Below are 25,550 nucleotides of genomic sequence, written 5' to 3' on the forward strand. Positions count from 1 at the left end.
TAGCGCGGCGCAGCTCCCTGCCGCAACGGGCCACGCCACCCAAAGAAAAAGGGCGGCCCCGAGAGGCCGCCCTTTCCTGTTATTCCGTTCTTCCGGAACCTCGGAGGACCTAGAAGTCGACCGTGGCGCCCATGAAGATGTAACGGCCGAGTGCGTCGTACACCTGCGGGTAGGTGTTACCGTTACCTGGTGCCGTACCAACGACGGAGGACAGCGGCGGATCTTCATCCGTGACGTTGTTCACACCGAAGCGGATGCGGGTGTTGTCCAGGAGCTGGTAGCTCGACGACAGGTCGAAGTAGTCCTGAGCTTCGAACGTCGCGTTGATCGGAGCCGGGTTAGCGGCGTCGAGATCAACTTCGCTGAAGTGGCGCCAGGTACCCGTGACGGACAGCTTGCCGTCGAGTGGCATCCAGGTTGCGCTCGCCTTGTGGCGATACTCAGGGTTTGCACCGTTGCCGAAGTTCGACTGACAGCGGCCGCCATAGAGGCCGACACAGTCAAACGGAGGCGTGACGGTCGCGTCCGGCAGCGACTGAACTTCGAGGCTGTCGAGGTAGGTACCGACATAGTCGAAGCTGAAGACACCGGTCGAACCTGCGTCATAGGTGTAGTTTGCCTGAAGGTCGAAGCCAGTGGTTTCGAGGCTACCCGTGTTGACGTTCGTCGCGATGAAGAAGCCAGTCGGGTTCGCCCAGAGGGTGCCACCGGTACCGCGATTGATGAGCGAGCAGAAGAACTGGTCGCCGGTCAGGGCACACTGGTTGATCGAGGTCTCGGCAGGAACCGTCGAGATGTAGCCTTCCACTTCGATGCTGAAGTAGTCGAGCGACACCGTCAGGCCGTCGACGAAGCTCGGCGTGAACACTGCACCAACGGTGAACGTATCGGACTCTTCCGGATCCAGGTCTTCGTTACCACCCGTGAGGATGTTGTACTGGCCAGCTGGGCTGGTCAGGGCCTGGGAGCCGTAGTTTGCCGGATCAAGACCGGTGTTCGCACACTGGGCCTGGGTGAAGAGCGGGTTCGGGCCGGCACATGGGTCACCATCTGCAGGGTCGAACAGCGTCAGGCCGGCTGGCGAGAACAGTTCGAAGATGTTCGCAGCACGGACAGCGCGCTGGAACGAACCGCGGAGCATGAAGTCCGGGGTTGGCGAGTACTGGAGGCCAACCTTGTACGCGTCGGAGTCGACGTTGTCGTAGTAGGACTTACGATAGGCGAGGTCCATGTTCAGGTCATAGATACCTGGACGCTCTTGAACCAGCGGGATGTCAAGTTCTGCGAAGATGTCGATGACATTCTGCGCACCAGCAATCGCCTGGGTCGGACCGCCCTGACCAGCACCGTCGCCGGACTGGAAGTTCGCATCCGGGTTGGAGTCGATCGTGTCGCGGCGGTATTCAGCACCGAAGGCCCAGCCTGGTGCGTCCACAGCCATTGGCGAAACGAGACCGTAGTCGCCGAGCGAACCGAACGTCTTCGCGGAGATGACCGTCTGGGTCACATCGCCGTTGCGGTTCAGCGGGTTGACGACGTAGTCGATCGCAGCCGGATCAGGCTCGTTGCCCGACCAGATGTCGTACGGCACACAATTCGGATCGTCATTGGTGAGGTCTGCGTCAACGTTGACCGCACAAGCGACGCCGCCATTGCCATCTGGAACCGCATAGAGCGCTTTGGTCAGGTTCGCGATGGAGAGGTCGTTATTATAGACTTCCGTGCGAACAACCTTGGCGAAGGATGCGTAGATGTCGTAGCCGATCGACGTGCCTTCCAGATCGCCGCGGATGCCGATGACATTGCGGAAGGTCTGGTGACGGATGTCGTTGTTACGTGGACCGCCTTCGACGTTACGGCGAAGGGCGATGAAGCCATCAACACCGACAACGGCGTCAGGTGCGAGACCATCACAGCCGATGAAAGAGGTCTGCTGTGCCGACAGGAACGGGTTGTCACAGTTCAGGCCACCGGCAGCACCGGCAACACCGTAACCGAACACACCCGAAGGTGCGATCTGCGAGTTGGTTTCGTTCTGAACGAACATGAACTCGCCATACGCTTCGATATTGTCGGCGATGTCATAGTTCAGGAACGTACCGAACGTGTACTTCTCGTTCGGACGCTGGAAGTGGTTGAACGGGTTGAAGTTGAACGTGTCGGTAACGAAGTTACGAGCGATGAACTGGCCCGAACCCGACGGGTCGACGCGTGCCCAGGTCCCGGTCGGGAAGGTGGTCGACGAGAAGCCAAGCAGGTTGGTCACTTCGTTCGTTGCAGAACCCGAACAGCTGAACTCGGTGCCGTTGTTGCGGGTACCAAGCGCACACTGTGCGTAGTCGCGGTCGCCCTGAAGGACTTCGTTGACGTTCTGGTACGACGCGAAAGCCATCATGTGGCCGCGGTCATTGTCAAAACGGCCACCGGCCATCAGCGTGATGTCGACAGCGTCGCCATCTTCAACCGAGCCGCTTGGAACGCGGAACTGGTTCGGGTTGAGAGCTGCGAATTCTTTCAGAAGGCCCTGAAGCTCACCATCATTGTTGTGCTGGTAGAAGCTGTAGTTGCCGTCGATCTGGAAGCCTTCGAAATCGTCGTTCATGACGAAGTTCACAACACCGGCAATAGCGTCGGAACCGTAGGTCGCCGATGCACCGCCGGTCAGAACGTCAACGCGCTCAACCAGCTGGGTCGGGATCGAGTTGATGTCTGGTGCAGAGATGTTCAGCGAGCCGTATGGAAGGCGGCGGCCGTTCATCAGAACCAGAGTACGCTCGGAGCCGAGACCGCGAAGGTTCACGGAAGCTGTACCGGTACCACCGTTAGCGAGCGAAGAACCCTGAGCACCGAATGCCTGCGGCAGGGTGTTCACGAGGTCTTCAGCGCGGATCGTACCACGGATGTCGAACTGCTCAGCGTCGAGTTCCGTCACCGGGCTGGTGGCGGTCAGGTTGCCGGACTGCGGGATGAGCGAGCCGGTGATAACCACCGTCTGCTGACGCGCCTCAGCTTCTTCCTGCGCTGGTACGGTTTCGACATCATCCTGCGCGAACGCAGGCGAAGCGAACACCGTCATCGCTGCACCGGCGAAAACCGCCGACGTAAGCAGATGTTTCTTGAGTGTAGTTCCGTTCACTGTTGAACCTCCAGATTAACTCATTAGTGCCATGAAATTTGGCGGCCCACCCCTCAGAGTGCGGCATGGTTACCGTGCTAGCCACGAAGATTTCGCTGGGTCAACGAAAAGTGACAAGCTTGTGACGGTTTCTCGGAGAAGTGTTGCTAAGATGTCGACAGGACGGCACTTTTCGATTTCGCCGCGCATAGAACAAGCTCAAATTGCAAGCAGCGAAAGTATCACAACCGCTATAATCAAAACGCCAAGGCTGATGAGCCAGAAGAATGACAGCGTCATCATTCGCAAGAAGGCCTGCACGTAGCCGGTGCCATAAGCCCCCCGCATGCTGAGCATGGTATAGAGCGGCAGGCCAATCGAGTAATAAAGCCCGGCCACCCAGCCGCCGATCAGGGCTGAAAGTGCAAATGCGAGCGTCGAGCTGAGATAGATCCAGCTGTGCAGGTGAAGCGCGTGGATAGCATGGTCGTACACGAAGATGCGTCGGCGCCATGCATACATCAGCGACAGGAACAGGATCGTCAGCGGGACAAGCAGGAGGCTGAGACGGGGCGCCCAGTTCTCAGCGGCGGTCGTGAACAGACGCGGATTGTCAATCGTGCGCTGGACAGCATCTTCCAGGCGTTCGCCGAGTTCGTTCGAGCCAATATTGATGTTGTTGTCTTCGCCCTCTGAAGCGGGCTCTTCACCCACCGCTTCTGCAGGCGTCTCGGTCGGCTCTTCTGTGGAACCGGCACCAGTCGCCTCGGCGATGCGCCTGATCTCGTCATCTGTAAGGCCGCCTTCCTGCGACAGATACTCGGACAGGGCCTCTCTCTCCTCCGGATCGAGCCTTACCCCTTCACCTGTCTCGATCTGGCCTAGCGCATTGACCCCATTGGAATTGATGAAGGCGAAAGCCACGAAATAGAAGATAAGGCTCGACAGGAGGAAGAGCCTGAAGGGCGGCACATATCGTGCCCGCTTTCCATCGCTATAGTCGCGGCTGAGCTGGCCAGGCTTGAGGAATAGCTTTGGCAGCGTGCGCGCGATGCGCCCGTCCAGCGCCAGACTGTCTGACACCGTCTCGGCGACCAGAGCATAGAAAGGGCGATGGAAACTCGCGGCGAGCTGGCCGCAATTGGGGCAGTAACGGTGCTTCACCATCACGCCGCAATTGCGGCAGGGTTGGCCCTGCAGGTCGGCAGTCCCCCCCGCAGAGAGAGCGCCGACCGATGCAAGGCCTGCTGCTTCAAGTTCGTCGCTCATAGCCCCCCGGCCCTCTTGCTTGCCGCCTACTCCTCGGCGCTGTCGGTTGTTTCAGCCTCCGGCGCATTGCCCGCCTCGATATCGGCGCGGCAGAGCCAGCGCGAGAGGTGATCGTCCTGCGCATTCTCTGCCCAGCCGGTCAGCTCCGGATCAACGAGGTTCTTTGTGACCTGAACCCACATCGGCGTGATCGGATAGTCTTCCAGCATCATCTTCTCGGCTTCCGCGAAGATCTCGGCGCGGGCCTGAAGGTCACGGGTGCGGCTCGCCTCTGCGAGAAGCGCGTCATACTCCGGATTGGAGTAACGACCGTAATTCTGCTGCCCCGTATTGGAATCGAGCAGGTAGAGGAAGTTCACCGGATCATCAAAGTCGGCGACCCATGCGCCGTCAGCAACTTCGAAGTCGGACTGGCGAAGACGTGCGTAGAGCACTTTGGTGTCCTGGCGCAGGATCTCCGAGTTTACCCAAGGCGCAATCTCGTCCCAGTTCGCCTGAGCGACGGGGGCTGCTTTCGGGTTGTCATCGGTTGAGCGGTGGATGAACTCAAAACGCAGCGGATTGTCAGGACCATAGCCTGCCTCTTCCAGCAGCGCGCGGGCCTCGGCGAGACGCTCCTCGCGTGGCATGTCGGCGAAGCTGACCTCTGGACGCTCAACATTGTAGTTGCTCATCTTTGGCGGCACGAAGGAATAGGCTGGGACGTAGCCCGGCGTCAGAACCTTCTCGACAATGAATTCGCGGTCGAGCGCCATGGCGAGCGCCTTGCGCACGCGCACATCGTCAAAAGGCGCCTGGCTGGAGTTGAAGCTCCAATAGGTGGTGATCAGCCCTGGCGTCGTGCGGACCCAGCCCGGGAATTTCGCTTCAAGCTCTTCGGTCCGCCCGCCGTCGAAGCCATTATTGATGTCGAGTTCGCCAGCCTCGATGCGGCGCTCAACAGCCGCGGCATCCTCGATCTCGAAATAGGCAACGCGGTCAAAACAGACTTCGTCGGCTTCGTAATAGAGCGGGTTCTTTTCTGAGACGAGCTGGTCGCCCGTGCGCCAGTAAGCCAGCTTGTACGGGCCGTTGACCTCAATGTTCTCAGGCTGGATCCAGGCCTCGCCATACTGTTCGACGATGTGCTTGGGCACAGGATAGGTCGTGTAGTGGGTCAGCAGGCCAAGCAGGTATGGCGCTGGTTCTTCGAGCGTGATCTCGAACGTATAGTCATCGACAGCCCGCACGCCGAGTTCTTCAGGTGGCAGCTCACCGGCATTCACCTGCGCCGCGTTCTTCACGATGTAGAGAAGCGAAGAGTATTGCGAGGCAATTTCCGGGTTCTGGATCCGGCGGAAGGCGTAGACGAAGTCTTCAGCCGTCACAGGCTCACCGTCAGACCATTGCGAATCGCGCAGGTTGAACGTCCAGGTCAGGCCGTCCTCGCTCGTCTCCCAGCTTTCCGCGACACCTGGAATGACTTCGCGCTCCGGTGTGATCGTCATCAGGCCGACAATCATGTCGGAGATCACGATGTTTTCCCATTTGGCCGAGGAGCGATGTGGGTCGAGCGTATCGACCTTTGCAGAGATACCGCGGCGCAGGACAGCGGCTTCGTCGCCCCCGGCAGATCCGTTTCCTCCGCTACCTCCGCAGGCAGCGAGCGTAAGGACAAGACCAGCAGCGCCGGCCGACAGAAGAACGGATTTGAGAGATTTCATCATGACTTCCCGTGATTTTCGTTACGACTTAGTGTTTCATGTGATCAGGCGCTTGGAAAGATAGCGCACCGCAGTTGAGCAGTAGATGAACAGGCATGCGACACAGTTTACCCCTTTCGATACTTATCCTGAGCACATTTCTGCCCGCCGCGGCGCAGGAAGCCTCCTCCTTCAGCACCCGTGAGGTCTATGCCTGCGCAGACCTTTCAGACGATGCCGCCCGCCTTGCCTGTTATGACGAGGCGGTAGGACGGCTCAAGTCTGCAGAGGAAGCTGGCGAAGCGGTTGTCGTTACACGCAGCGAAGTGGAAGAGGTTCGGCGCGACTCGTTCGGCTTCTCTATCCCGAGCCTTCCAAACTTCGCCTCATCCGTCTTTGGCGACACTGAGGAGATCGACGAGGTGTCCTACCCGGTCGCTTCGGTGCAAAGCACGGCGCGCGGCAAGCTCTACGTGACGCTGCAGAATGGCCAGGTCTGGCAGCAGATCGATAATAAGCGCGTCTATTATTCAGCCAAACGCGGCGTCGATAGCGCGACCATCAAGTCGGCCGCCTTGGGCAGCTTCATGATGAAACTGGACGACGGCCTGCAATTTCGCGTCGAACGCCTGAAATAACTGGCCATCAGAAAAAGAAGACCCCTGCGGGCGGTGCCTGCAGGGGTCTTTTTGTTTGTGGTGGCAGCCATCGCCTATTCGTACTTCACCGAGCAGCCATAAGGCGCAGCCCAGCTGGTCTGGACAGGCTGGCCAGCTTCGAGCGCGTCGAGCGCGGCGGTGACGTAGTTTTCTGCCGTTTCGATATCAGACACCCGCGACGACGGGATCGAGTCGATCGCGCCAGCATAGGCGATGTCGCTATCAGGCTCGATGATGAACATGTGCGGCGTGGTCTTGGCCTCATAGAGGCGGCCAATGTCGCCGGACGGATCAAGAATGACATGGGTCGGCGAGGCATCGCGCCCGTCATTGATTTCGATCGCACGGTCTCCATCCACATGGCCCTGCGTGCCCGGAGCCGACGAGATGATCTGGAGCCAGACAATGTCATCCTCGCCAGCACGCGCCTGGAGGCCCTGCATGTTTTGCGGCGGGTCGGCATAGTGCTTCTGGACGAACGGACAGCCATCATTGGTCCATTCGAGGATGACGGTCTTGCCTGCGAAGTCGGAGAGGGAAATCTCTTCACCCGTGGCGGTGGTGCCGGTGAAACCGGGGGCCGGTGTGCCCGGTTCAGCCGCGGGGGCAGCAGACGCTGAAAAAGCAATCATCGCGCCAGCGCTCAAGGCGACGGCAGCGGCCATGCCAGAGGCAAGTCCAAGGTTCCTGCGGGTAAGAGCGGTCATCATGTCATCCTTCCTGTCTGTTTGTCGTCAAAAAGCTTCGAGCTTGCGCTTCAACATGCCTGGATTGAGCAGTGTCGGCAGGACTTCTGGCTCAGGCTCTCCCGGCGCATAGAGAAGATACATCGGAACGCCCGGACTTCCACGTCGCTTGAGTTCATCCGAGATTTCCTCATTCGGGCGCGTAAAGTCCGCCACGAGGAAAGTGACATTCGCGTCTTCCATGGCTTCAAGGACATCGTCGCGTTTCAGCGTGGTGCGCTTGTTCACCTGACAGGTGGCACACCATGACGCGGTAAAGTCCACAAAGATGCCGCGCCCCTCCCCGATCAGCTCATCGACGCGCGCAGGCGACCATGGCTCCGGCTCATAGGCCGCTGCATAGGAGGCTGTGTTTCCGGTCGTCGCTGGCGCGTCCTGCAGGCCAGACGCGACCGGCCAGACGATGCCAATGACAGCAAGCGCAGTACTAACCGCGATCACCCCGGTCCGCAGGCGTCCACCCGCGACACTCAACAGCCAGATACCAAAGGCAAGAATGACCGCGCCGAATGCCGTCGCCCCGGCGGCCGGGTGATTTCCAAGAACGGTGATCAGCCATGCGGCCGTCAGGAACATCGGGAAGGCAAAAGCCTGTTTCAGCCGCTCCATCCAGAGGCCCGGTTTTGGCAGCGATTTGTGCAGGCCCGGCACATAGCTCAGCACGAGGAATGGCAGTGCGAGGCCCAGACCCAGCATCAGGAAGACCGCCATCACAACTGGCCACGGCTCATTCAGGACTGCCCCGAGCGCGCCAACCACGAACGGGCCCACACAGGGCGCGCCAACGACGGCGGCCAGCACACCGGTAAAGAAGGCCCCTGCACTGCCCTGCCGACCGGCGAGGCCCGAGCCGACATTCTGTACCGAGGTGCCAAAGTTCACGACACCGAGCAGCCAGAGGCCGATCACCACCATGATGAGCGCCAGCGCCGCAACAACCGCCGGGTACTGAAGCTGGAAGCCAAGGCTGACGAACTGGCCCGCCGCGCGAAGCGCGATAAAGACAAGGCCCGTCGCCGCAAAGCTGATCAGAACGCCTGCCGTGTACCAGAGGCCATGCTTTCGAAGCTCGCTGCGCTCACCGCTGGCCGCAACCTGCACCATGCCAATCGCCTTGATGGACAGAACGGGAAGGACGCAGGGCATGAGGTTGAGGATCAGCCCGCCGAGCAGCGCCGAGCCGATCAGAATGAAGAAATTTAGCCCGCCGCCAGCACCGCCCGTGCCAGAAGCGAGACCACCTGCGCTGCCGCCAGCTTTCGTTGCGTTCCCGTCTGAACTTCCAAGCCCGCTCGTCCCGGCGAGGATATCACCTTCGCTCGCCGATATCCTGACGGCGACAGGGTCTGCCCCCTTCACCGCAACGCGGATCACCCCTGTCAGAGCGTCTGGCATGCCGGCGCGCAGCGGCGTCAGCTCAATGGCGACACCCTGCTCACCGAACTCAACCGGCTGCGGCGCGGCGTGTACGATCTCATGACCATCCGGGAAGAAGCGCGTGTCGCCCGTAACGCCCGCCAGCTCCCCTCCGGCCGCAGACAGAATCCAGCTTTCGCCCTCTTCGGTCAGGGATGTTTCGCCCGTAAACTGGACAGGCACGTCCGCGAGCGCCTCGGCAATACGTGCGCCGTTTTCGCGGTCCGGCACCTGTTCAGGGCCAACCTGCATGGTGACGGCCACATCAACCGATTCCGGAATACAGATGTCCTTGCAGATGAGGTAATCGATCGTGCCGCCGAGGCGGACGGGGCCTGTCTCGCCTTCAGGTATCTCGACGGGAAATGGCAGGACGATTTCGCCGCTATAGCCATAGTCCATGATCTCGCCTTCCACGACGGGAAGGAGTTCAGGCAGCGGCCAGTCAATCTCGCCAATGGCTTCGGTATCGACGGTGGTCTGGTCGTCCCAATAAGCGCGCGGCGGAATGCCTGCATCACCCGCATTCTTCCAGTAGATGTGCCACTCATCATCCATCTCGAAGCTGAGACCGAACCAGACCGTCTCACCGGGAATGGCTGTCTCGCGCTCGGAGATGAGTTCGACGCGCGCATGGCCGCCATCGACGGGCTGGGCCGCAAGCGGAGCGAATATTGGCGCGGCGATCAGCGCACCAAGCGCCGGAAGAACATATTTCATCATGGTCGGTAGTTCGTCTTTCACTGCGCAAAATTCCAGAGGGCTGGATGTCGCAAATCTGAGTTGTCCGCCAGCACTCTCGCGCAATTGTGATGGACAGATCCAAACAAAAAGGCCGGACCTTTGTGGGGCCCGGCCTTCAAGGACATATTCAAAAGGCTGCGCGCCCCTTGTCCGTTTACTAGATCTGCAGGCTTGGGCCTTCAGCGCCGCCCTGAGGCTGAGGCGCTGCGCTCGACTCCTGCGAGCGAAGTGCGCGATTGATCACGCGTGACCAGTTCAGCAGCGAAACCGAATGCGCGACGCACGCATCAAGCATGCCATTGCGGCGCAGTTCGCCCAGCTTCTCATCAGGCAGCGCGTTGAGCTTCTCATCGTCGATCGCGAAGTATTTTGCGACCATCTGAGGCTCGCCGACATTGTTGCCTTTGTTGTCGCGCGGCTGGAAGCTGGCGGTGCGCTCCGCGAACAGGCCGAGCTTGTCGATTTCCTTGACGAACTCCTCGGTACGACGGCGCTGGCCTTCGAACTCGCGGCAGAAATTCATCGCATTGTTCGTGAACTCGGATGGCGCGCCATTCTCGAAGAACGGGATCTCTGGCTTGTTGCTCACCATCGGAGCGTCGCGGTCGACACAAAGAACGAGACGCTCTTGCGATGCATCATTCGCAAAAACGAAAGGATAGCGACGGGCGAAAGCCGGAACGTAGAAGTCAGGGTCGATATCACCGTCCTTCACGAACAGGTTTTCCGCTTCCCGGATGCCCATGGCGCCGACAGGCATCTTGTCTGCACCGACAAAGATAACCGGGTAGGACGTTGCCGCCAGGCCGAACTCATTCACGGTCAGAGGCACAGCATGTGCCTTGCCAAGAAACGTGAATGGCTTTTCGATCGGCTTCAGACCGAGACCTGCATGCTTCTCGACATTGAGAGGCTGCGGGTTGGAATAGAACAGCACTTGTCCGCTAAGGGCATTGGGTTGGGCAGGCTGAGAATTTGCCACGGGAACACTCCATTGATTGACCGGCGCGGTTTACCGGATAAGCCAGACGCTCACAACAGCCGAGCAGCTATTGCCCGGCCCTATTCACGATAGCCTATCGAAAGCGGATTTCGACGCCTTATGAGACCAGTCCTGAACCTTGCAAGAATGCGTCCAGTTTTCGCGCTCGCAGCGGTCAGCCTCGCGGCGTCCTGCGGGCCGGCTGTGAATGAGGACGGGATTGCGAGGCGCCTGGTTCGCGACATCAACCGAGTAATGGAAGACACTGCCCAGGCAGAACTTGCGCTTTCGCCCGAAACCGCAACCCGGCTGGGCCTCGAAGAAGCCAGCGCGCGGGCCTCCATTCACGATGTGCTGGACGACAGGTCACAAGCCCGATTCGAACGCACGCGCCTGCTGCGGATCGAGCTGCTGAACCGCCTTCTGCAGACGCCCGACATCCCTTCCGAGAGCGAACTTGCCCGCCACCTCGACGTCATATCGAACCATTATGAGGCGCTAACCCGGCTGGAGGCCTATGGGTTTGGCCGGTATGCGCTTGGCGTGGCACGTCCCTACGCCGTCGACCAGATCAGCGGCGCCTGGGTCGATGTACCCGACCTTCTCGTCAGTTCCCAGCCACTTAGGTCGCATGAGGACGCTGAAGATTACCTGGCACGCCTTGCAGCTCTGCCCGATGCCATCGCCGATGAAAGACGCCGGCTTCTGTCAGATGCGAAAAGCGGGGTGATTCCACCGCGTATCGTTCTGGAAGAGCTGGAAGCCCGCCTCAGGGAATTTGCCAGTCAGCCGGTGCAGACCCATCCCCTGATCCAGACATTCGGCAATGTGGTGAGCGGCCTTCCTGCTGAGACCGGCCGCTCTGCGAATACTTATCGGGAGGCCGCGGCCCGCACGATGCTGGATGATGTCATCCCCGCCTATGTCGGCTTTGCTGATGAAGTCGCGCGCCTCCAGCTGGGCGCGCCGCAGGACGCAGGCATGTCCGCACTCGAAGGCGGCGAGGCCTACTACCGCGACCTTCTCGCCTTCTATGCGATGCCGGATGTCGACCCCGAATTCCTGCACCAGGAGGCGGTGAGCGCCATTGAGGCGATCAATGCCGAAATCGATGCGCAGTTTGAGACACTTGGGCTGTCTGGCGGATCAGTCGGCGAGCGCCTTGCCTATCTCGCCGAGACGCCCAGTCAGGCCCGCCCCCTCAATGCTGATACCCGCCCACAAATACTGGGCACGCTGCGCCAGTCGGTTTCGGAGAACACAGAAGCGCTGCCGCGAATGGTCGAAGGCGCGCCGAATGAGAGCCTTGTCGTAGCGCGGATGCCTGCCCTGAAAGAGGCGACCTATTCTGGCGCCATCTACACCCCGGCCACAGCGGACGGCACCAGCCCGGGCCTCCTCCTGATCAATCTGGGCAATGGCGAGGAATGGCCGGCCTTCACCCTGCCGACGCTGGCCGCGCATGAAGGCGTTCCCGGACACCACACTGAAAGCACGCTCACGACGCAGACGCGCAACCCGCTGCTGCGCCAGATGATCTGGGACCCGCCCTTTGGTGAAGGCTGGGGCACCTATGCTGAAGACCTCGCAGATAGCGCAGGGCTTTACGCCGATGATCCGCTCGGGCGGCTCGGCTATCTGCAGTCCATCCTGTTTCGCGCCGCACGCGTCGTCGCCGATACTGGGCTTCATTCGCGCGGATGGTCCTATCAGCAAACCGTCGACTATCTGGTCGACACGACCGGCCTGCCGCGTAGCCAGATGGAGCGCGAAGTGCTGCGCTATCTTGTCTGGCCGGGACAGGCTGTCTCCTATTTCGCAGGCCGCAACCGCATTCTCGACATGCGTACGCGCGCCGAGGCGGTGCTGGGCGAGCGTTTCGATGAGGCGTCTTTCAATGCCGTCATTCTCGCAGGCGGGCCGAGGCAGCTCGAGCTCGTCGAGGCTGATGTAGAGGCGTGGTACCAGCGCCAGCTCCAGAACTGACCAAACCCAGATGAGCCTTTCAAGGCAGGTCCTGCCGTGTACCGCCTTGATCCAGATTGTCGCAAAATTGACATAGGCCTTGCCATGCCGGGATGCGTGGACTAATTGGCCTTTTGCTCAACGTGCCTATAAGGGCTGGGCAGGGCCAGATTTCTCCTTTTCCTTACGGGAAGACTTGAAATCCGGCTTACGCATAACCAAGTAATGCTCATATTGAGCAAAAGCGTGGAGGACACGATATGGCCAGATTGATCGATTCAGGACCGGGTTGCCCGACCCCGACGCCGATCCGCGCGAAGAACGCTGCAGAAGCGCGCGGCCTTGCCTATACCGATGAGATCAAGGCCAAGACCGATGATCTCTACCCTCTCGTGTCTGATTTCATCACGCCGATGGAATGGCCGGCGATTGCGCCGCTCGTAGCGGAAATCAATCGCCTCAAGGAAGAGAAGAACGCGGTTATTCTCGCGCACAACTATATGACGCCGGACATCTTCCGCCTTGTCGGTGACTTCCGCGGTGACAGCCTCCAGCTCGCCCGTGAGGCAGCTGCGGTAGAAGCCGATATCATCGTGCAGGCTGGCGTCCACTTCATGGCGGAAACCTCCAAGATCCTCGCGCCTGAGAAGACGGTGCTGATCCCGAGCATGGAAGCAGGCTGTTCGCTCGCCGCCTCGATCACTGGCGCAGATGTGCGCCTGATCAAGGAGCGCTATCCTGACTATCCGGTCGTCACCTATGTGAACACGACAGCCGATGTGAAAGCTGAGTGCCACATCACCTGCACCAGCTCGAACGCCGCGCAGGTCGTCGAGGCGATCGCGAAGGAATGGGATACCGACACGGTCATCCTCGTGCCGGACCAGTACCTTGCCAAGAACGTGGCGGCGCAGACCGATATCCGGATCATCACATGGCCGGGCGCCTGCGAAGTGCATGAGCTTTTCAGCGCCGACGATGTGAACCAGCTGCGCGAAGCCCATCCGGGCGTCGTCATCCTGGCTCATCCGGAATGTCCACCAGATGTGCTTCAGGCCGCAGACTTTGCAGGCTCAACCTCGGCGCTTGCGAGCTATGTGCAAGACAACAGCCCGAACAAGGTCGTGCTCCTCACCGAGTGCTCGATGAGCGACAATGTCGCCGCAGAGAACCCCGGCGTGAATTTCGTGCGCCCCTGCAATCTCTGCCCGCACATGAAGCGCATCACGCTCGAGAACATTCTCGACTGCCTCATTGAGATGAAGCATGAAGTCGTGATCGACGAAGAAATGCGCGTGAAAGCGAAAGCAGCGATCGACGCGATGCTGGCCCTGCCGAAGACCGACAAGCCGCTCGCCTTCGAAACCGGCCTCGCCCCGCGTGAGATTGAAGTTATTTCGCCGGCCTGACGCCTTGAAATGGCCGCTTCGGCGGTCTTTTCTGGACGAATGACACGAAAAGAGCCTCCATGCTGAGCCGCCTGCGACTTGCCTGCCTGACGATTGCCCTGCTTGCTGCAGGCCCTGCCGCCACTGCGCAGGACGCAGGCAAAAGCGATCCCGGCGACGTGCTTGGCAACTGGACCTTCCAGACCAAGCCTTACCGCGAGGGCCAGTGCATCATGTCCGGCACAATGCGCCTGACGCCTCATCCCGATGCGGGCCTCTACAATTGCGAGCTGACCGCTGTTGAGGTCTGCTCCATGTGGGGCCGCTCCGTCGTGGTACAGAGCTGCAAGGCCCGCCGGTTCAATGATCAGGTCTCGATCCGCTCTGAGATCGAGCAGTTCGTGGAGTCAAAAGCCGAAGGCCTCGTCTACGTCCCGGATAATTTCGCGCTGACCGTTCAGGACGCGCGGCGCATGTACGGCTCGCTCGTCTCTGCCGCGACTGCGCCGGTTGAGTTTATCCGCGCCGAGGAAGGCATTTCATGAGCCGCGCCCGCGCCGCCCTTCTGATCGGCGCACTCGCGCTGGCCACCGGACCTGCCGCTCTCGGACAGGAAGAAACGCCCAGGGCTGCACCCGTCCTCGCCGGGACATGGGTCTTCGAGGCAGACCTCAACGAGGCCTGCACCTTTGATGGTCAGGCCCGCCTGATCCCGACCGAGACCGAAGGCGAGTATGGCTGTGAGCTGACCGCCCGCCAGGATTGCCCTGCCATTGATGTCACTTATGTGGTCGAGCAGAGCTGCCGCGCGAGCGTCGAGGAGGATGTGCTCACCGTGCGTTCCGAGATCCAGAATTTCCTGCAGGGCGAACCGTCCGCCTTCTATACGCCGGACAATTTCCAGCTGCGCATCGAGTCTGAGTCCCGCATGGACGGTGTCCTTGTTGGCGCGGACATCTACCCCGCCGTCTGGCAGCGCGCCGACGGGGCCATTTCTTGAGCCGCCGGGGACGCTAGACCATGACGCACACCCGCTTGCTGAAAGCCGGCCCGCCGGCTGGTGACCGCGATATTCTGATCGTGGGCGCAGGTCTCGCCGGCCTGTTCCTCGCCCTGCGCCTCGCCCCCCGCAAATGTACCGTCATTGCACCCGCCCCGCTTGGCGAAGCGGCCTCTTCTGCATGGGCACAAGGCGGGCTGGCCGCTGCCCTCGACCCGCTCGACACTGCAGACGCCCATGCCCGTGACACAGTTGCGGCGGGAGCAGGTCTCGTCGATCCGGTGATTGCGCAGCTCATAGCTGAAGAAGGCCCTGCCCGCGTACTGGACCTCATTGAGCTTGGCGTCCCGTTCGATCGCACGCCGGAAGGCGCCCTGTCACTTTCGCTGGAGGCGGCGCATTCCGTCCCACGTGTGGCCCGCGTCGCGGGTGACCTCGCCGGGAAGGCCATTATGGGCGCGCTAACAACGGCCGTGCAGGCCAACAGCCATATCGAGCTTGTGGAGCCTTACCGCGCCGTCGGCCTGCTACAGGACGACAATCGCCGCATCGCCGGGGTCATCGCACGCGACGCCAAGGGCAATCTCAATCCGATGACAGCCCGTGAAACCGTCTTCTGCACGGGCGGCTCGGGCGGACTTTTCCGCGTCACGACAAACCCACCTGAATCGCGCGGCGATGCCCTCGCCATGGCCTGGAATGCTGGTGCGCTGGTTGCAGACACAGAGTTCGTCCAGTTCCACCCGACCGCCATGGATGTCGGCCTCGACCCGGCCCCGCTCGCCACCGAAGCGCTACGGGGCGAAGGCGCCGTGCTGCGCGATGGCAAGGGTGAGCTGTTCATGGCCCGCTATCATGAGAAGGCAGAGCTTGCGCCCCGCGACGAGGTCGCCCGCGCCATCGACTCCGAGATCAAGGCAGGTCGCGGCGCATTCCTCGACGCCACCGCAGCCGTCGGCGACGATTTCCCGGCCCATTTCCCGACAGTCTTCGCCGCCTGTATGGCCGCCGGCATCGATCCGCGTGTCTCGCCGATTCCGGTCGCGCCGGCTGCGCACTACCATATGGGCGGCGTCGTCTCTTCTACCTGGGGGCGCTCCACCCTTGATGGCCTCTCCGTCTGCGGCGAGTGCGCGTCCACGGGCGCCCATGGCGCAAACCGGCTTGCCTCGAATTCGCTGCTGGAAGCCGTCGTCTTCGCCGCGCGGATTGCAGAACGCCTCACCGCCAGCGAGCTCGGCAATCCCGGCCCTTCGCGCGCCGAAGTCCCCAATGAACTTGCCCCTGATGACCTTCTCTCGCTCCGCCGCGCCATGGCCTCGAAATGCGGGGTCGTGCGCAATGGCAAGGATCTTCGGGAGCTGGTCGCCACCATTGATGAGCAGATCGAGGCACACGGCCCCGTTCACGCCCTTCAGGCCTCCCGGCTGATCGCCTCCGCAGCGCTCGCCCGCGAGGAAAGCCGCGGCGGCCACTTCCGCAGCGATTTCCCGGAGACGGCGCCTGCCGCCGCCCGTTCATTCCTTGAAACGCCTTCGCGCCCGCTTGCAAAGGAGGCCGTCTGATGCCTGCCCCTCCCCCACTGCCAGACCTCGTCCTTGACCCGATCGTACGGCTCGCCCTGACCGAAGACCTTGGCCGCGCCGGTGACCTCACCACGGACGCCACCATCGCCCTAGGCACGGAAATGAGCGCGCAGATCCGCGCCCGTAAGCCGGGGACTCTGGCGGGCATGGATGCTGCCGCCTATGCGTTGAAACTGGTCGATCCGTCTGTATCACTCGACATCTCGATTGATGATGGCGGCAGGCTGGAGCGTGGCGCCGTCATCGCGACTCTGTCCGGATCGGCCCGCTCCATCCTGACCGCAGAGCGCACCATGCTGAATTTCATCGGCCGCCTCTCCGGTATTGCGACCCTGACAGGTACATTCGTCGAGAAAGTTACCGGCACCCGTGCCACGATCGTCTGCACGCGAAAGACGACACCCGGCCACCGCGCCGTTGAAAAGCGCGCCGTGCGCTGCGGCGGCGGCACCTCGCATCGCTATGGTCTCGATGACGCGATCCTGATCAAGGACAACCATATCGCCGCCTGCGGCTCGATCCCGGAAGCGCTGAAACGTGCCCACGCCTATGCCGGGCACCTGCGTATGATCGAGATCGAGGTCGATACGCTGGCCCAGCTTGAAGAGGCCCTGCCCCACAAGCCGCATGCCGTCCTCCTCGACAATATGGACACCGACACGCTGAAGAAGGCCGTCGCCATGATCAACGGGGCCTGCAAGGCCGAAGCGTCTGGCGGCGTGAATCTCGACACGGTCGCCGCCATCGCGGCAACGGGCGTCGATTATATCTCGGTCGGCGCGCTCACTCACTCAGCGTCAAACCTTGACGTTGGCCTCGACGTGGCCTGAGTTACGCGCTTCGAACACCGGCCTCGCAAACCATAAGAGGCAGGAACCCGGGGAGGAGCGTTCAGATGAACAAGGCAGCAGGCCGCAAGAGTATTTTCGTCACCGGGGCTGCATCCGGAATTGGCAAGGCAACCGCGAAGCTGTTCGCTGAGCGCAGCTGGTTTGTCGGGCTGTACGACATCGACGAGATGGGCCTCAAAACGCTCGCTCAGGAAATCGGCGTCGAAAATTGCGTCTGGAAGAAGCTTGATGTGCGCTCGCGCGACGACTGGGCTGCGGGCATGGAGCATTTCTCTGAGGCCACTGGCGGCAAGCTGGACGTGTTGTTCAACAATGCCGGTATCGCCCGCCATGGCTGGTTTGAGTCCATCTCTGGCGACGACAATGACCTAATGGTCGATATCAACGTCAAAGGCGTGCTGAATGGTGTGGGCGCGGCCCTGCCCCTGCTCCGCAACACGCCGGGCGCGCGCATCGTGAATACCGCGTCGGCTGCAGGCGTCGTCGGCGGGCCGCAGATGGCGGTCTATTCAGCGACCAAGTTTGCTGTTCGTGGCCTGACAGAAGCGCTGGATGTCGAATTCTCGAACATGGGCATCCGCGTGACGAGCCTCATGCCATGGCTGATCGATACGCCGATCCTCGACATGTTCTCTGGCGACCGCACCAACGCCAGGATGAGCGATGAGCTGCGTGAGCAGGGCCAGGACGTCTATCCGGTCGAGCTGGCCGCTGAACGCGCCTGGGACGCGGCCCATGGTGAAGAGGTTCACTATATGGCCGGTAAACGCGCCCATCAGGCAAAATTCGCCCAGCGCTTCATGCCGAAGCGCCTGCGCCGTCAATTGATGAAAACCCTGCCGCCGCGCGGTTAGGTCGAGGTCTGCCGCCTAGTCTTTGACCCGCGCGATGGCGAGGCCGTCATGGCCCTTGATGCCGACCTGCTGGAGGACGATGGCCTCAAGGTCGCTGTCACTGGCGAGCGCCTGGTTGAAGGCCGCCGCGCCAATCGCGTTCGGGTCGACCTGTGACGGCTCCAGAACCGCCCCTTCACGCACGACATTATCGGCGACGATCAGGCCGCCCTTCCGCAGCAGGCGCTTGGCCTGTTTCAGATAGGCTGGGTAACCGTCTTTATTGGCATCCAGAAAGACGAGATCGAAGCTTGGCTCAAGCGCGCGCATCTCGTCGAGGCCGCGCCCTTCGACAATCTCGACCTTGTCCGCAAGGCCCGCATCCTTCACCGTTTCACGCGCGACGGCGGCGTGGGCGGCATCGAGCTCGACCGAAATCAGCTCACCGTCCTTTGGCAAGGCACGCCCAAGCCAGACAGTAGAATAGCCGCCCAGCGTGCCAATCTCGAGGATGCGCTTTGCGCCAATCATCTTGGCCAGCAGATAGATCAGCTTGCCCTGACCTGATGAGACCTGAATTTCCGGCAGACCAGCCTTGCGCGCACGCTCAACGGCGCGCGACAGGATCTCGTCGTCAGCGGCAAACAGGCTGTTGATATAGGTGTCTACGGCTTCGAAAAGCTGGGTCGCGGACATATAGCGCCTTTATGGAGCCGGGCTGAGGACGTTCAGCGCCTGCGCGTTGAGGTCCTGCGTCGTGGTCGGCGTGTCGATCGTCATGATAGTTGCGTCAGCGCCGCCCTCTTCAGTCCGTGCCATGGCAAGACGCGCGCGTTCTGCCGCTTTCGCACTCGCCCATTCAGAGCCGCGCGGGAAGCGATAGAAGATGTGCGTGCCGATGCGCGAAGTGCGGATCAGGCCGGAATTCCAGACAGGGTTCACATAGGTCGCGTGATAGTGCGTCGCGCCGCCTGTGCGTGGCTCATCGAGGTCGAGATAGACGTGAGCCGCGATGGACTTTGCTGCTTCCCAGCGCGAGCCGCGCGGGGTGCGCGCCATGGCGCCGTCACAGGTAAAGGTGAACTGGCAGCCTGTCGTCCGCGTCGCGCCCTGATAGACAACGCCGCAAGCGGAGTTTGGATAGCGATGATCACGCACGCGGTTCATGATGACTTCGGCGACGGCGATCTGGCCCTGCGTCGATTCAGAGCGGGCTTCATAATAGACCGCCTCGGCAAGACACTTCATCTGCGCGCTCATCTCTTCGGCGCGCTTGAGATGCGCCGGCTCGAAGCTCTTCATACCGGCGAGCACAGCTGCATCGCGCTCCAGCGCGCCGTAGCGGGTGGTCGCCGAATCCGGGTCGCGCTCCAGCGAGTATTCAACATTGCGCAGCCACTCATGCTGCATCACAGCTGGCGCGGCAGGATCTGCGCGAACGGCGTCGCCCGCATCCTTTGCTTCAGCAAAACGAAGCGTCTGCTCACGGAAATCGGCTTCGGCCTCTTTCTGCGTATTGGCAGAGGAAATAGCAGGCAGCGCAAAGGTCAGGCCGAATGCGCAGGCACACACCATTGCTGCGCGCGATACGGCGGAGCGTTGTTCAGCATCGCTTTTTGCAAGCCACCAACGGCGTGCACGCGCGCGAAACGAGTTGTTCGCAATGAACTGCGAACTCTGTTGTCTGGTCCTGAGTGACATTTCTGTCCCCCTCTTAAACCCGGCTCAGTCTTCTATCACCGCAAGATTAGGGCCGAATTTGGCCCTTACCTGCTGCCTGATGCCGGTATTCCATCCGGTTTCGAATATTGGACGACGGGCGGCTATATCAACGATATCGTCGCGGTAAAGACTTACATTTCCGTTATGAACGGAACTTGAAGGATTTAGCGGCGTATTAGCCCGGTTGCGAAAGCATCGAAATCTCTAGGATTTTCAGCAGCTTCCAAAACTGTCTGACAGAGCTTTGTGCAAACTGCCAAAAAAAGCATGTTGCCGGGAAAACACAGTTCCCCCGGCACAGCTTTTCGCTTTCACCTGCTGATTTTCGATTCGCCCGAGGGGCGTTGTCCTACTTGTTCAGGGCAGCGTGCGCCGCGGCAAGACGCGCGATCGGCACCCGGTAAGGCGAACACGACACGTAATCGAGGCCGAGGCTGTCGCAGAACATGACCGAAGCCGGGTCGCCGCCATGCTCGCCGCAGATACCAAGCTTGATATCGGGGCGGGTCTTGCGGCCACGCTCGGTCGCGATCTGGACAAGCTCGCCCACGCCGGTCTGATCCAGCGTCACGAACGGGTCTTTCTCGTAGATGCCCTGCTCCTCATAGGCCTTGAGGAAGCGCGCAGCATCATCGCGGGAGATGCCGAGCGTCGTCTGCGTCAGGTCGTTCGTCCCGAATGAGAAGAAGGCGGCCGATTCTGCGATCTTGCCGGCCTGAAGGGCTGCGCGTGGCAGCTCGATCATCGTGCCGACCATGTATTCGAGCTCAGTGCCCGTCTCGCTGAAGACAGCCTTTGCCGTGGCATCGACCTTGGCCTTCAGGATGTCGAGCTCCTTCTGCGTCGCGACCAGCGGGATCATCACTTCCGGCACAGGCTTGTAGCCCGTCTCCTTGGCGACCTCGACGGCCGCTTCGAAGATAGCGCGGGCCTGCATCTCGTAGATTTCAGGATAGGTAATGCCGAGGCGGCAGCCACGGTGGCCGAGCATCGGGTTGCTCTCATGCAACTCGTCTGCCTGGCGCTTCAGCGTCTCGACGCTGACGCCTGCAGACTTGGCGACTTCCGCCATCTCGTCTTCCGAATGCGGCAGGAACTCGTGCAGCGGCGGGTCGAGCAGGCGGATCGTGCACGGGCGGTCTTCCATGATGCGGAAGATCTCTGCGAAGTCGCCGCGCTGCATTGGCAGCAGCTTGGAAAGCGCCGCTTCACGGCCCTTCTTGTTTTCCGCGAGGATCATGGAGCGCACGACAGGGATACGCTCTGCATCGAAGAACATATGCTCTGTGCGACAGAGGCCGATGCCTTCGGCACCGAAATTCTTGGCGGTCTCGACGTCTGCTGGCGTTTCGGCATTGGTGCGCACTTTCAGGCGGCGCGCACGGTCTGCCCATTCCATCAGCTTGCCGAAGTCGCCAGACAGGTCCGGCTGGACCATGTCGATGGCGCCGACCAGTACTTCGCCTTCAGCGCCGTCAATGGTGACCACGTCGCCCTTCTTGAACTCACGCCCGCCAGAACGGAACACGCCCTTTGCCGGGTCGATCTGCAGCGTGCCTGCGCCGCAGACACATGGACGGCCCATGCCGCGGGCCACAACGGCTGCGTGCGAGGTCATGCCACCGCGCGAGGTAACGATGGCGCGTGCGGCGTGCATGCCGTGAATGTCTTCCGGGCTGGTCTCGACGCGCATCAGGATGACGTCTTCGCCCTTCTCGGCGAGCTCTGCAGCCTCATCGGAATCGAAGACGACCTTGCCGACAGCCGCGCCGGGGCTGGCTGGCAGGCCCTTCACGATGACGTCGCGCTTGGCATCCGGCGCGATGGTCGGGTGGAGCAGCTGGTCGAGCTGACCCGGCATCAGGCGCAGGACGGCCTCTTCCTCATTGATGAGACCTTCGCCAGCCATGTCGACCGCGATCTTGAGCGCAGCAGCGGCCGTGCGTTTCCCGTTCCGGGTCTGCAGCATGTAGAGTTTGTTGTCTTCGACCGTGAACTCGATGTCCTGCATGTCGCGGTAGTGCGCTTCCAGCGTGTCAGCGACAGCCACCAGCTCTTCATAGACTTTCGGCATCGCCTCTTCGAGCGGCGCCTCATCGGAGCCGAGCGCATCGGCGCGCGAGCGAGAGATCGGTGCTGGCGTGCGGATGCCGGCAACGACGTCTTCGCCCTGCGCATTGATCAGGAATTCGCCATAGAAGGTTTTCTCGCCCGTGGACGGGTCGCGGGTGAACGCAACGCCTGTCGCAGAGGTGTCGCCCATATTGCCGAACACCATGGACTGGACGTTCACCGCCGTGCCCCATTCAGCAGGGATGTCATTGAGCTTGCGATAGAGGATCGCGCGGTCATTCATCCACGAGCCGAACACGGCCGTGATCGCGCCCCAGAGCTGTTCGCGCGGATCATCCGGGAATGGTTTGCCGAGCTGCTTCTGCACCGCCGCCTTGTACTGGACGATGATTTCCTTCCAGTCGTCAGCCGTCATCTCGGTGTCGAGCTGATAGTCCTGACGCTCCTTATAATCGTCGAGGATATGCTCGAAGACGTCGTGCTTCACGCCGAGGACGACGTTGGAATACATCTGGATGAAGCGGCGATAGCTGTCATAGGCGAAGCGCTCGCCCGCCTTCTTGGCGAGCCCCTGAACGGTGACTTCGGAGAGACCAAGGTTGAGAACCGTGTCCATCATGCCCGGCATGGAGGCGCGCGCACCAGAGCGAACGGACACGAGCAGCGGATTGTCAGCGTCGCCGAACGACTTGCCGGTCTCTGCCTCTACAGCCTTCAGCGCCGCGTCGACTTCCGCATCAAGGCCGCCCGGATAGGTTTCGCCATTGTCGTAATAGGCGGTGCAGACAGCGGTGGTGATGGTAAAGCCCGGCGGCACTGGCAGGCCAAGCCGTGCCATCTCGGCAAGGTTGGCACCTTTGCCACCCAGCAGGTTCTTCATCGAGGTATTGCCGTCTGCCGATCCCCCGCCGAAGGAATAGACCCATTTTTCCTTCGACATTTGCTGAGCGGTGTCACCCATGACTTTCATTCTCCAGTCTCTGTCCTGCCTGTCTGGCCAGTGGCCAGTCGTGCGGCATCCTCTGTAAGGCGATATCGCCCCGGTTCAAAGGAAACCAGTAAATTTAACTGCGGTAGTCTCACGCCAAGCGCCTGCGTATCGTCAAGCCTTGCAGGAGTCACGCCGAAGCGTTCCGCAATGTCCGGATTCAGCCTTTTTTCCCGGATTTCTTTCAACTTGAAGTCTCTTGTGCCGAAACGACCGTAAAGATCAGCCACATAGGCGCGGTCACTGTCAGAAATGACGTCGGGGCCGCGCCCCTGTGCATCGAATATCGCGCGTGCCTGCCCGGAAGGCATATTGATCAGGCAATAGCCGACAAAGACGATCACGCCGACGATAAAGACGATAATGACCATGGCGCCCTTGCGACCTTCTGCCTCTCTGGATCAGCCCGCAATCTTCGAGAAATCGGCCACACGGAACAGCGCAGCGCGAATCGATGTGAGCAGGCGCAGACGGTTCGCGCGAAGCTTTTCGTCGTCGGCATTCACCGTCACGCCGTCAAAGAACGCGTCGACAGGCCCGCGAAGTTCCGCAAGCGCTGCCATCGCCGCCTCGAAGTCCTCTGCCTCCAGCGCGGCATCAGCGCGCGAGACGGCCGTCTCGATGGCGGTGTGAAGCGCCCGCTCCTCATCCTGCTCGAACAGGGAGGCATCGACATCGCCCTCTACGGCCGCGCCATCCTTCTTCTCTTCGGCTTTCAGGATGTTCGCCGCGCGCTTGTAGCCCGCCAGCAGGTTCGCCCCATCCTCAGTCTCAAGGAAGGTCGCCAGCGCCTCGACCCGCTTCACGATCAGGACGAGGTCATCCTCGCCTAGCGCGAAGACCGCGTCGATAAGGTCATGGCGCGCGCCCTGGTCGCGCAGATATTGCTTCAGACGGTCAGCGAAGAAGGAGAGGAGATCTTCAACGACCTCGCTTTTCCGGTCGTGCAGCGCTTCATTGATCGCATCGGTGTGTTTTCTCTGGGTGTCTTCAAGCACTCCAAGCGCAAGCTTGACCTGATTGTTCAAGCGAAGCCGAACATCATTCTCAAGGATGATGCGAACGACGCCCAAGGCAGCGCGGCGAAGCGCGAACGGGTCTTTTGACCCTGTCGGCTTTTCTTCAATGGCCCAAAAGCCTGCAAGCGTGTCGAATTTGTCCGCGAGCGCGACCACTATACTCATAGGAGCCGAAGGCACAGTGTCCGATGGGCCGACCGGTTTATAATGCTCTGCAATGGCATCGGGAATGGCGAAGTCCTCGCCCTGCTCGCGCGCATAATAGCCGCCCATCACACCCTGTAGCTCAGGGAATTCCCCGACCATGCCAGAGACGAGGTCAGCTTTCGCAAGGCGCGCGGCGCGTTCAGCCATATCCGGGTCAGCGCCAACCTTCGGCGCAAGCTCACGCGCCAGAGCGGCCACCCGCTCCACCTTGTCGGCAATCGTGCCCAGCTCTTTCTTGAAATCGATGGTCTTCAGCTTCTCGGCCATCTTCTCAAGCGGCGTCGACTTGTCCTGCTCCCAGAAGAAGCGCGCATCATCGAGGCGCGCTGACAGGACGCGGGAATTACCCGCCGCAATCGCCTTGCCGCCATCGCTCGCTTCGATATTGGCGACAACGACAAAGTTCGGCGCAAGCTCACCCGTCTTCGGGTCACGCACAGCAAAGTATTTCTGGTGCGTGCGCATCGACAGCTGAACGACTTCCGGCGGCAGCGACAGGAAGGCCGGGTCCATCTCACCCAGGATGACGACCGGCCATTCGGCAAGGCCCGTCACTTCTTCCAGAAGGCCCTTGTCCTCGACCAGTTCGAGCCCGGCTTGCGCGCAGACCATTTGCGCCTGTTCCTCGATCAGGAGGCGGCGGTCCTCGCGGGCGATGGCGACAAAGCCCTTCTCCTGCAGCGTTTCTTTGTATTCGGCATAGGAAGAGACCTTGAACGGCCCACGCCCATGGACGCGGTGGCCTTCGGTCTCATTGCCCGATTTCAGGCCGTCGATCTCAAACTCGACCGTCTTGCCATTGAAGACACACAGGATGCGCTGCAGCGGGCGCACCCAGCGCAATTCACCGCGGCCCCAGCGCATGGATTTTGGCCAGTGAAAGCCGCGCACGATGTCTGGCACGAGCCCTGCAATGATGTCTTCCAGCGGACGACCCGGGATTTCGCGCACGGCGACATAGAAATCGCCTTTCTTTGGGTCGCTCCGCACCTCGGCCTGATCGATCGAGGAGAGCCCTGCCCCGCGCAGGAATCCCTCGATCGCCTTTTCCGGCGCATCGGTCTTCGGGCCCTTCTTCTCTTCGCTGACATCGGCCGACTTCTCGGGCAGGCCCGAAATCGCGACCATCAAACGGCGCGGACCGGACCGGGCCACCACATCGCCAAACTCGACGCCCGCCTCGCTCAGCCCCTTGGTCAGCGCATCGCGCAGGTCAGCCTCGGCCTTCGCCTGCATGCGCGCCGGGATTTCTTCGGAAAAGAGTTCAAGAAGGAGTTCAGCCATAAGCGGGTCGGTCCGGAAATT

The 25,550-nt window shown here is 61.1% G+C and carries 19 protein-coding genes; 8 read left to right on the forward strand and 11 right to left on the reverse strand.

What is annotated here, in order from left to right; translation table 11 throughout:
• Positions 1 to 109 precede the first annotated feature (109 nt).
• From KUV46_01020 to KUV46_01030, 3 genes are all read right to left on the reverse strand, one after another.
• Positions 110 to 3,136, reverse strand: a complete 3,027-nt coding sequence (locus KUV46_01020) for a TonB-dependent receptor (protein ID QYJ00989.1) — start codon at positions 3,134 to 3,136, stop codon at positions 110 to 112.
• A 198-nt stretch (positions 3,137 to 3,334) separates the two neighbouring features.
• Positions 3,335 to 4,384, reverse strand: coding sequence for a DUF3667 domain-containing protein (locus KUV46_01025; protein ID QYJ00990.1), 1,050 nt, complete (start codon positions 4,382 to 4,384; stop codon positions 3,335 to 3,337).
• 26 nt (positions 4,385 to 4,410) lie between these two features.
• Complete coding sequence (locus KUV46_01030; GenBank protein QYJ00991.1) at positions 4,411 to 6,090, reverse strand: peptide ABC transporter substrate-binding protein; 1,680 nt, start codon at positions 6,088 to 6,090, stop codon at positions 4,411 to 4,413.
• Between the two features lie 92 nt (positions 6,091 to 6,182).
• Between KUV46_01030 and KUV46_01035 the strand changes: the two genes are divergently transcribed.
• The gene (locus KUV46_01035; protein QYJ00992.1) at positions 6,183 to 6,704 is read left to right on the forward strand and encodes a hypothetical protein; all 522 of its coding nucleotides are present in this window, start codon (positions 6,183 to 6,185) and stop codon (positions 6,702 to 6,704) included.
• Between the two features lie 74 nt (positions 6,705 to 6,778).
• Here the strand turns inward: KUV46_01035 and KUV46_01040 are convergent, their stop codons facing one another.
• The 3 genes from KUV46_01040 to KUV46_01050 all read right to left on the reverse strand — a co-directional run bounded on the left by KUV46_01040 (position 6,779) and on the right by KUV46_01050 (position 10,613).
• Complete coding sequence (locus KUV46_01040; protein QYJ00993.1) at positions 6,779 to 7,435, reverse strand: redoxin domain-containing protein; 657 nt, start codon at positions 7,433 to 7,435, stop codon at positions 6,779 to 6,781.
• Between the two features lie 24 nt (positions 7,436 to 7,459).
• Entirely contained in the window at positions 7,460 to 9,631 is a 2,172-nt protein-coding gene (locus KUV46_01045; GenBank protein QYJ00994.1) for a thioredoxin family protein, read from the reverse strand.
• A gap of 157 nt (positions 9,632 to 9,788) precedes the next feature.
• Positions 9,789 to 10,613 (reverse strand): SapC family protein, encoded by an 825-nt coding sequence (locus KUV46_01050; GenBank protein QYJ00995.1) that lies wholly within the window; start codon positions 10,611 to 10,613, stop codon positions 9,789 to 9,791.
• Positions 10,614 to 10,760: 147 nt separating this feature from the next.
• Between KUV46_01050 and KUV46_01055 the strand changes: the two genes are divergently transcribed.
• The 7 genes from KUV46_01055 to KUV46_01085 all read left to right on the forward strand — a co-directional run bounded on the left by KUV46_01055 (position 10,761) and on the right by KUV46_01085 (position 18,257).
• On the forward strand, positions 10,761 to 12,599 hold the full coding sequence (locus KUV46_01055; GenBank protein ID QYJ00996.1) for a DUF885 domain-containing protein: 1,839 nt from the start codon (positions 10,761 to 10,763) through the stop codon (positions 12,597 to 12,599).
• A 239-nt stretch (positions 12,600 to 12,838) separates the two neighbouring features.
• The gene (gene nadA, locus KUV46_01060) at positions 12,839 to 13,987 is read left to right on the forward strand and encodes a quinolinate synthase NadA (protein QYJ00997.1); all 1,149 of its coding nucleotides are present in this window, start codon (positions 12,839 to 12,841) and stop codon (positions 13,985 to 13,987) included.
• A 59-nt stretch (positions 13,988 to 14,046) separates the two neighbouring features.
• Positions 14,047 to 14,511: a hypothetical protein gene (locus tag KUV46_01065; GenBank protein ID QYJ00998.1), complete on the forward strand. Its 465-nt coding sequence runs from the start codon at positions 14,047 to 14,049 to the stop codon at positions 14,509 to 14,511.
• Entirely contained in the window at positions 14,508 to 14,966 is a 459-nt protein-coding gene (locus KUV46_01070) for a hypothetical protein (protein QYJ00999.1), read from the forward strand. Before KUV46_01065 ends, KUV46_01070 begins: the two co-directional genes overlap by 4 nt.
• Positions 14,967 to 14,986: 20 nt before the next feature.
• Entirely contained in the window at positions 14,987 to 16,531 is a 1,545-nt protein-coding gene (locus tag KUV46_01075; GenBank protein ID QYJ01000.1) for an L-aspartate oxidase, read from the forward strand.
• On the forward strand, positions 16,531 to 17,382 hold the full coding sequence (gene nadC / locus KUV46_01080; protein QYJ01001.1) for a carboxylating nicotinate-nucleotide diphosphorylase: 852 nt from the start codon (positions 16,531 to 16,533) through the stop codon (positions 17,380 to 17,382). The genes KUV46_01075 and nadC overlap by 1 nt, the downstream gene beginning before the upstream one ends.
• Positions 17,383 to 17,447: 65 nt before the next feature.
• Positions 17,448 to 18,257, forward strand: coding sequence for an SDR family oxidoreductase (locus tag KUV46_01085; GenBank protein QYJ01002.1), 810 nt, complete (start codon positions 17,448 to 17,450; stop codon positions 18,255 to 18,257).
• Between the two features lie 15 nt (positions 18,258 to 18,272).
• Here the strand turns inward: KUV46_01085 and KUV46_01090 are convergent, their stop codons facing one another.
• From KUV46_01090 to glyS, 5 genes are all read right to left on the reverse strand, one after another.
• Complete coding sequence (locus tag KUV46_01090; GenBank protein QYJ01003.1) at positions 18,273 to 18,932, reverse strand: O-methyltransferase; 660 nt, start codon at positions 18,930 to 18,932, stop codon at positions 18,273 to 18,275.
• A 9-nt stretch (positions 18,933 to 18,941) separates the two neighbouring features.
• Positions 18,942 to 19,937, reverse strand: a complete 996-nt coding sequence (locus KUV46_01095; GenBank protein QYJ01004.1) for a cell wall hydrolase — start codon at positions 19,935 to 19,937, stop codon at positions 18,942 to 18,944.
• Between the two features lie 370 nt (positions 19,938 to 20,307).
• Complete coding sequence (gene ppdK, locus KUV46_01100; GenBank protein QYJ02329.1) at positions 20,308 to 22,971, reverse strand: pyruvate, phosphate dikinase; 2,664 nt, start codon at positions 22,969 to 22,971, stop codon at positions 20,308 to 20,310.
• Positions 22,972 to 22,997: 26 nt separating this feature from the next.
• Entirely contained in the window at positions 22,998 to 23,390 is a 393-nt protein-coding gene (locus tag KUV46_01105) for a hypothetical protein (GenBank protein QYJ01005.1), read from the reverse strand.
• A 30-nt stretch (positions 23,391 to 23,420) separates the two neighbouring features.
• Positions 23,421 to 25,529, reverse strand: coding sequence for a glycine--tRNA ligase subunit beta (gene glyS / locus KUV46_01110; protein QYJ01006.1), 2,109 nt, complete (start codon positions 25,527 to 25,529; stop codon positions 23,421 to 23,423).
• Positions 25,530 to 25,550 lie beyond the last annotated feature (21 nt).

This window comes from Thalassovita mediterranea (genome assembly GCA_019448215.1).
Lineage (GTDB): Bacteria > Pseudomonadota > Alphaproteobacteria > Caulobacterales > Hyphomonadaceae > Henriciella.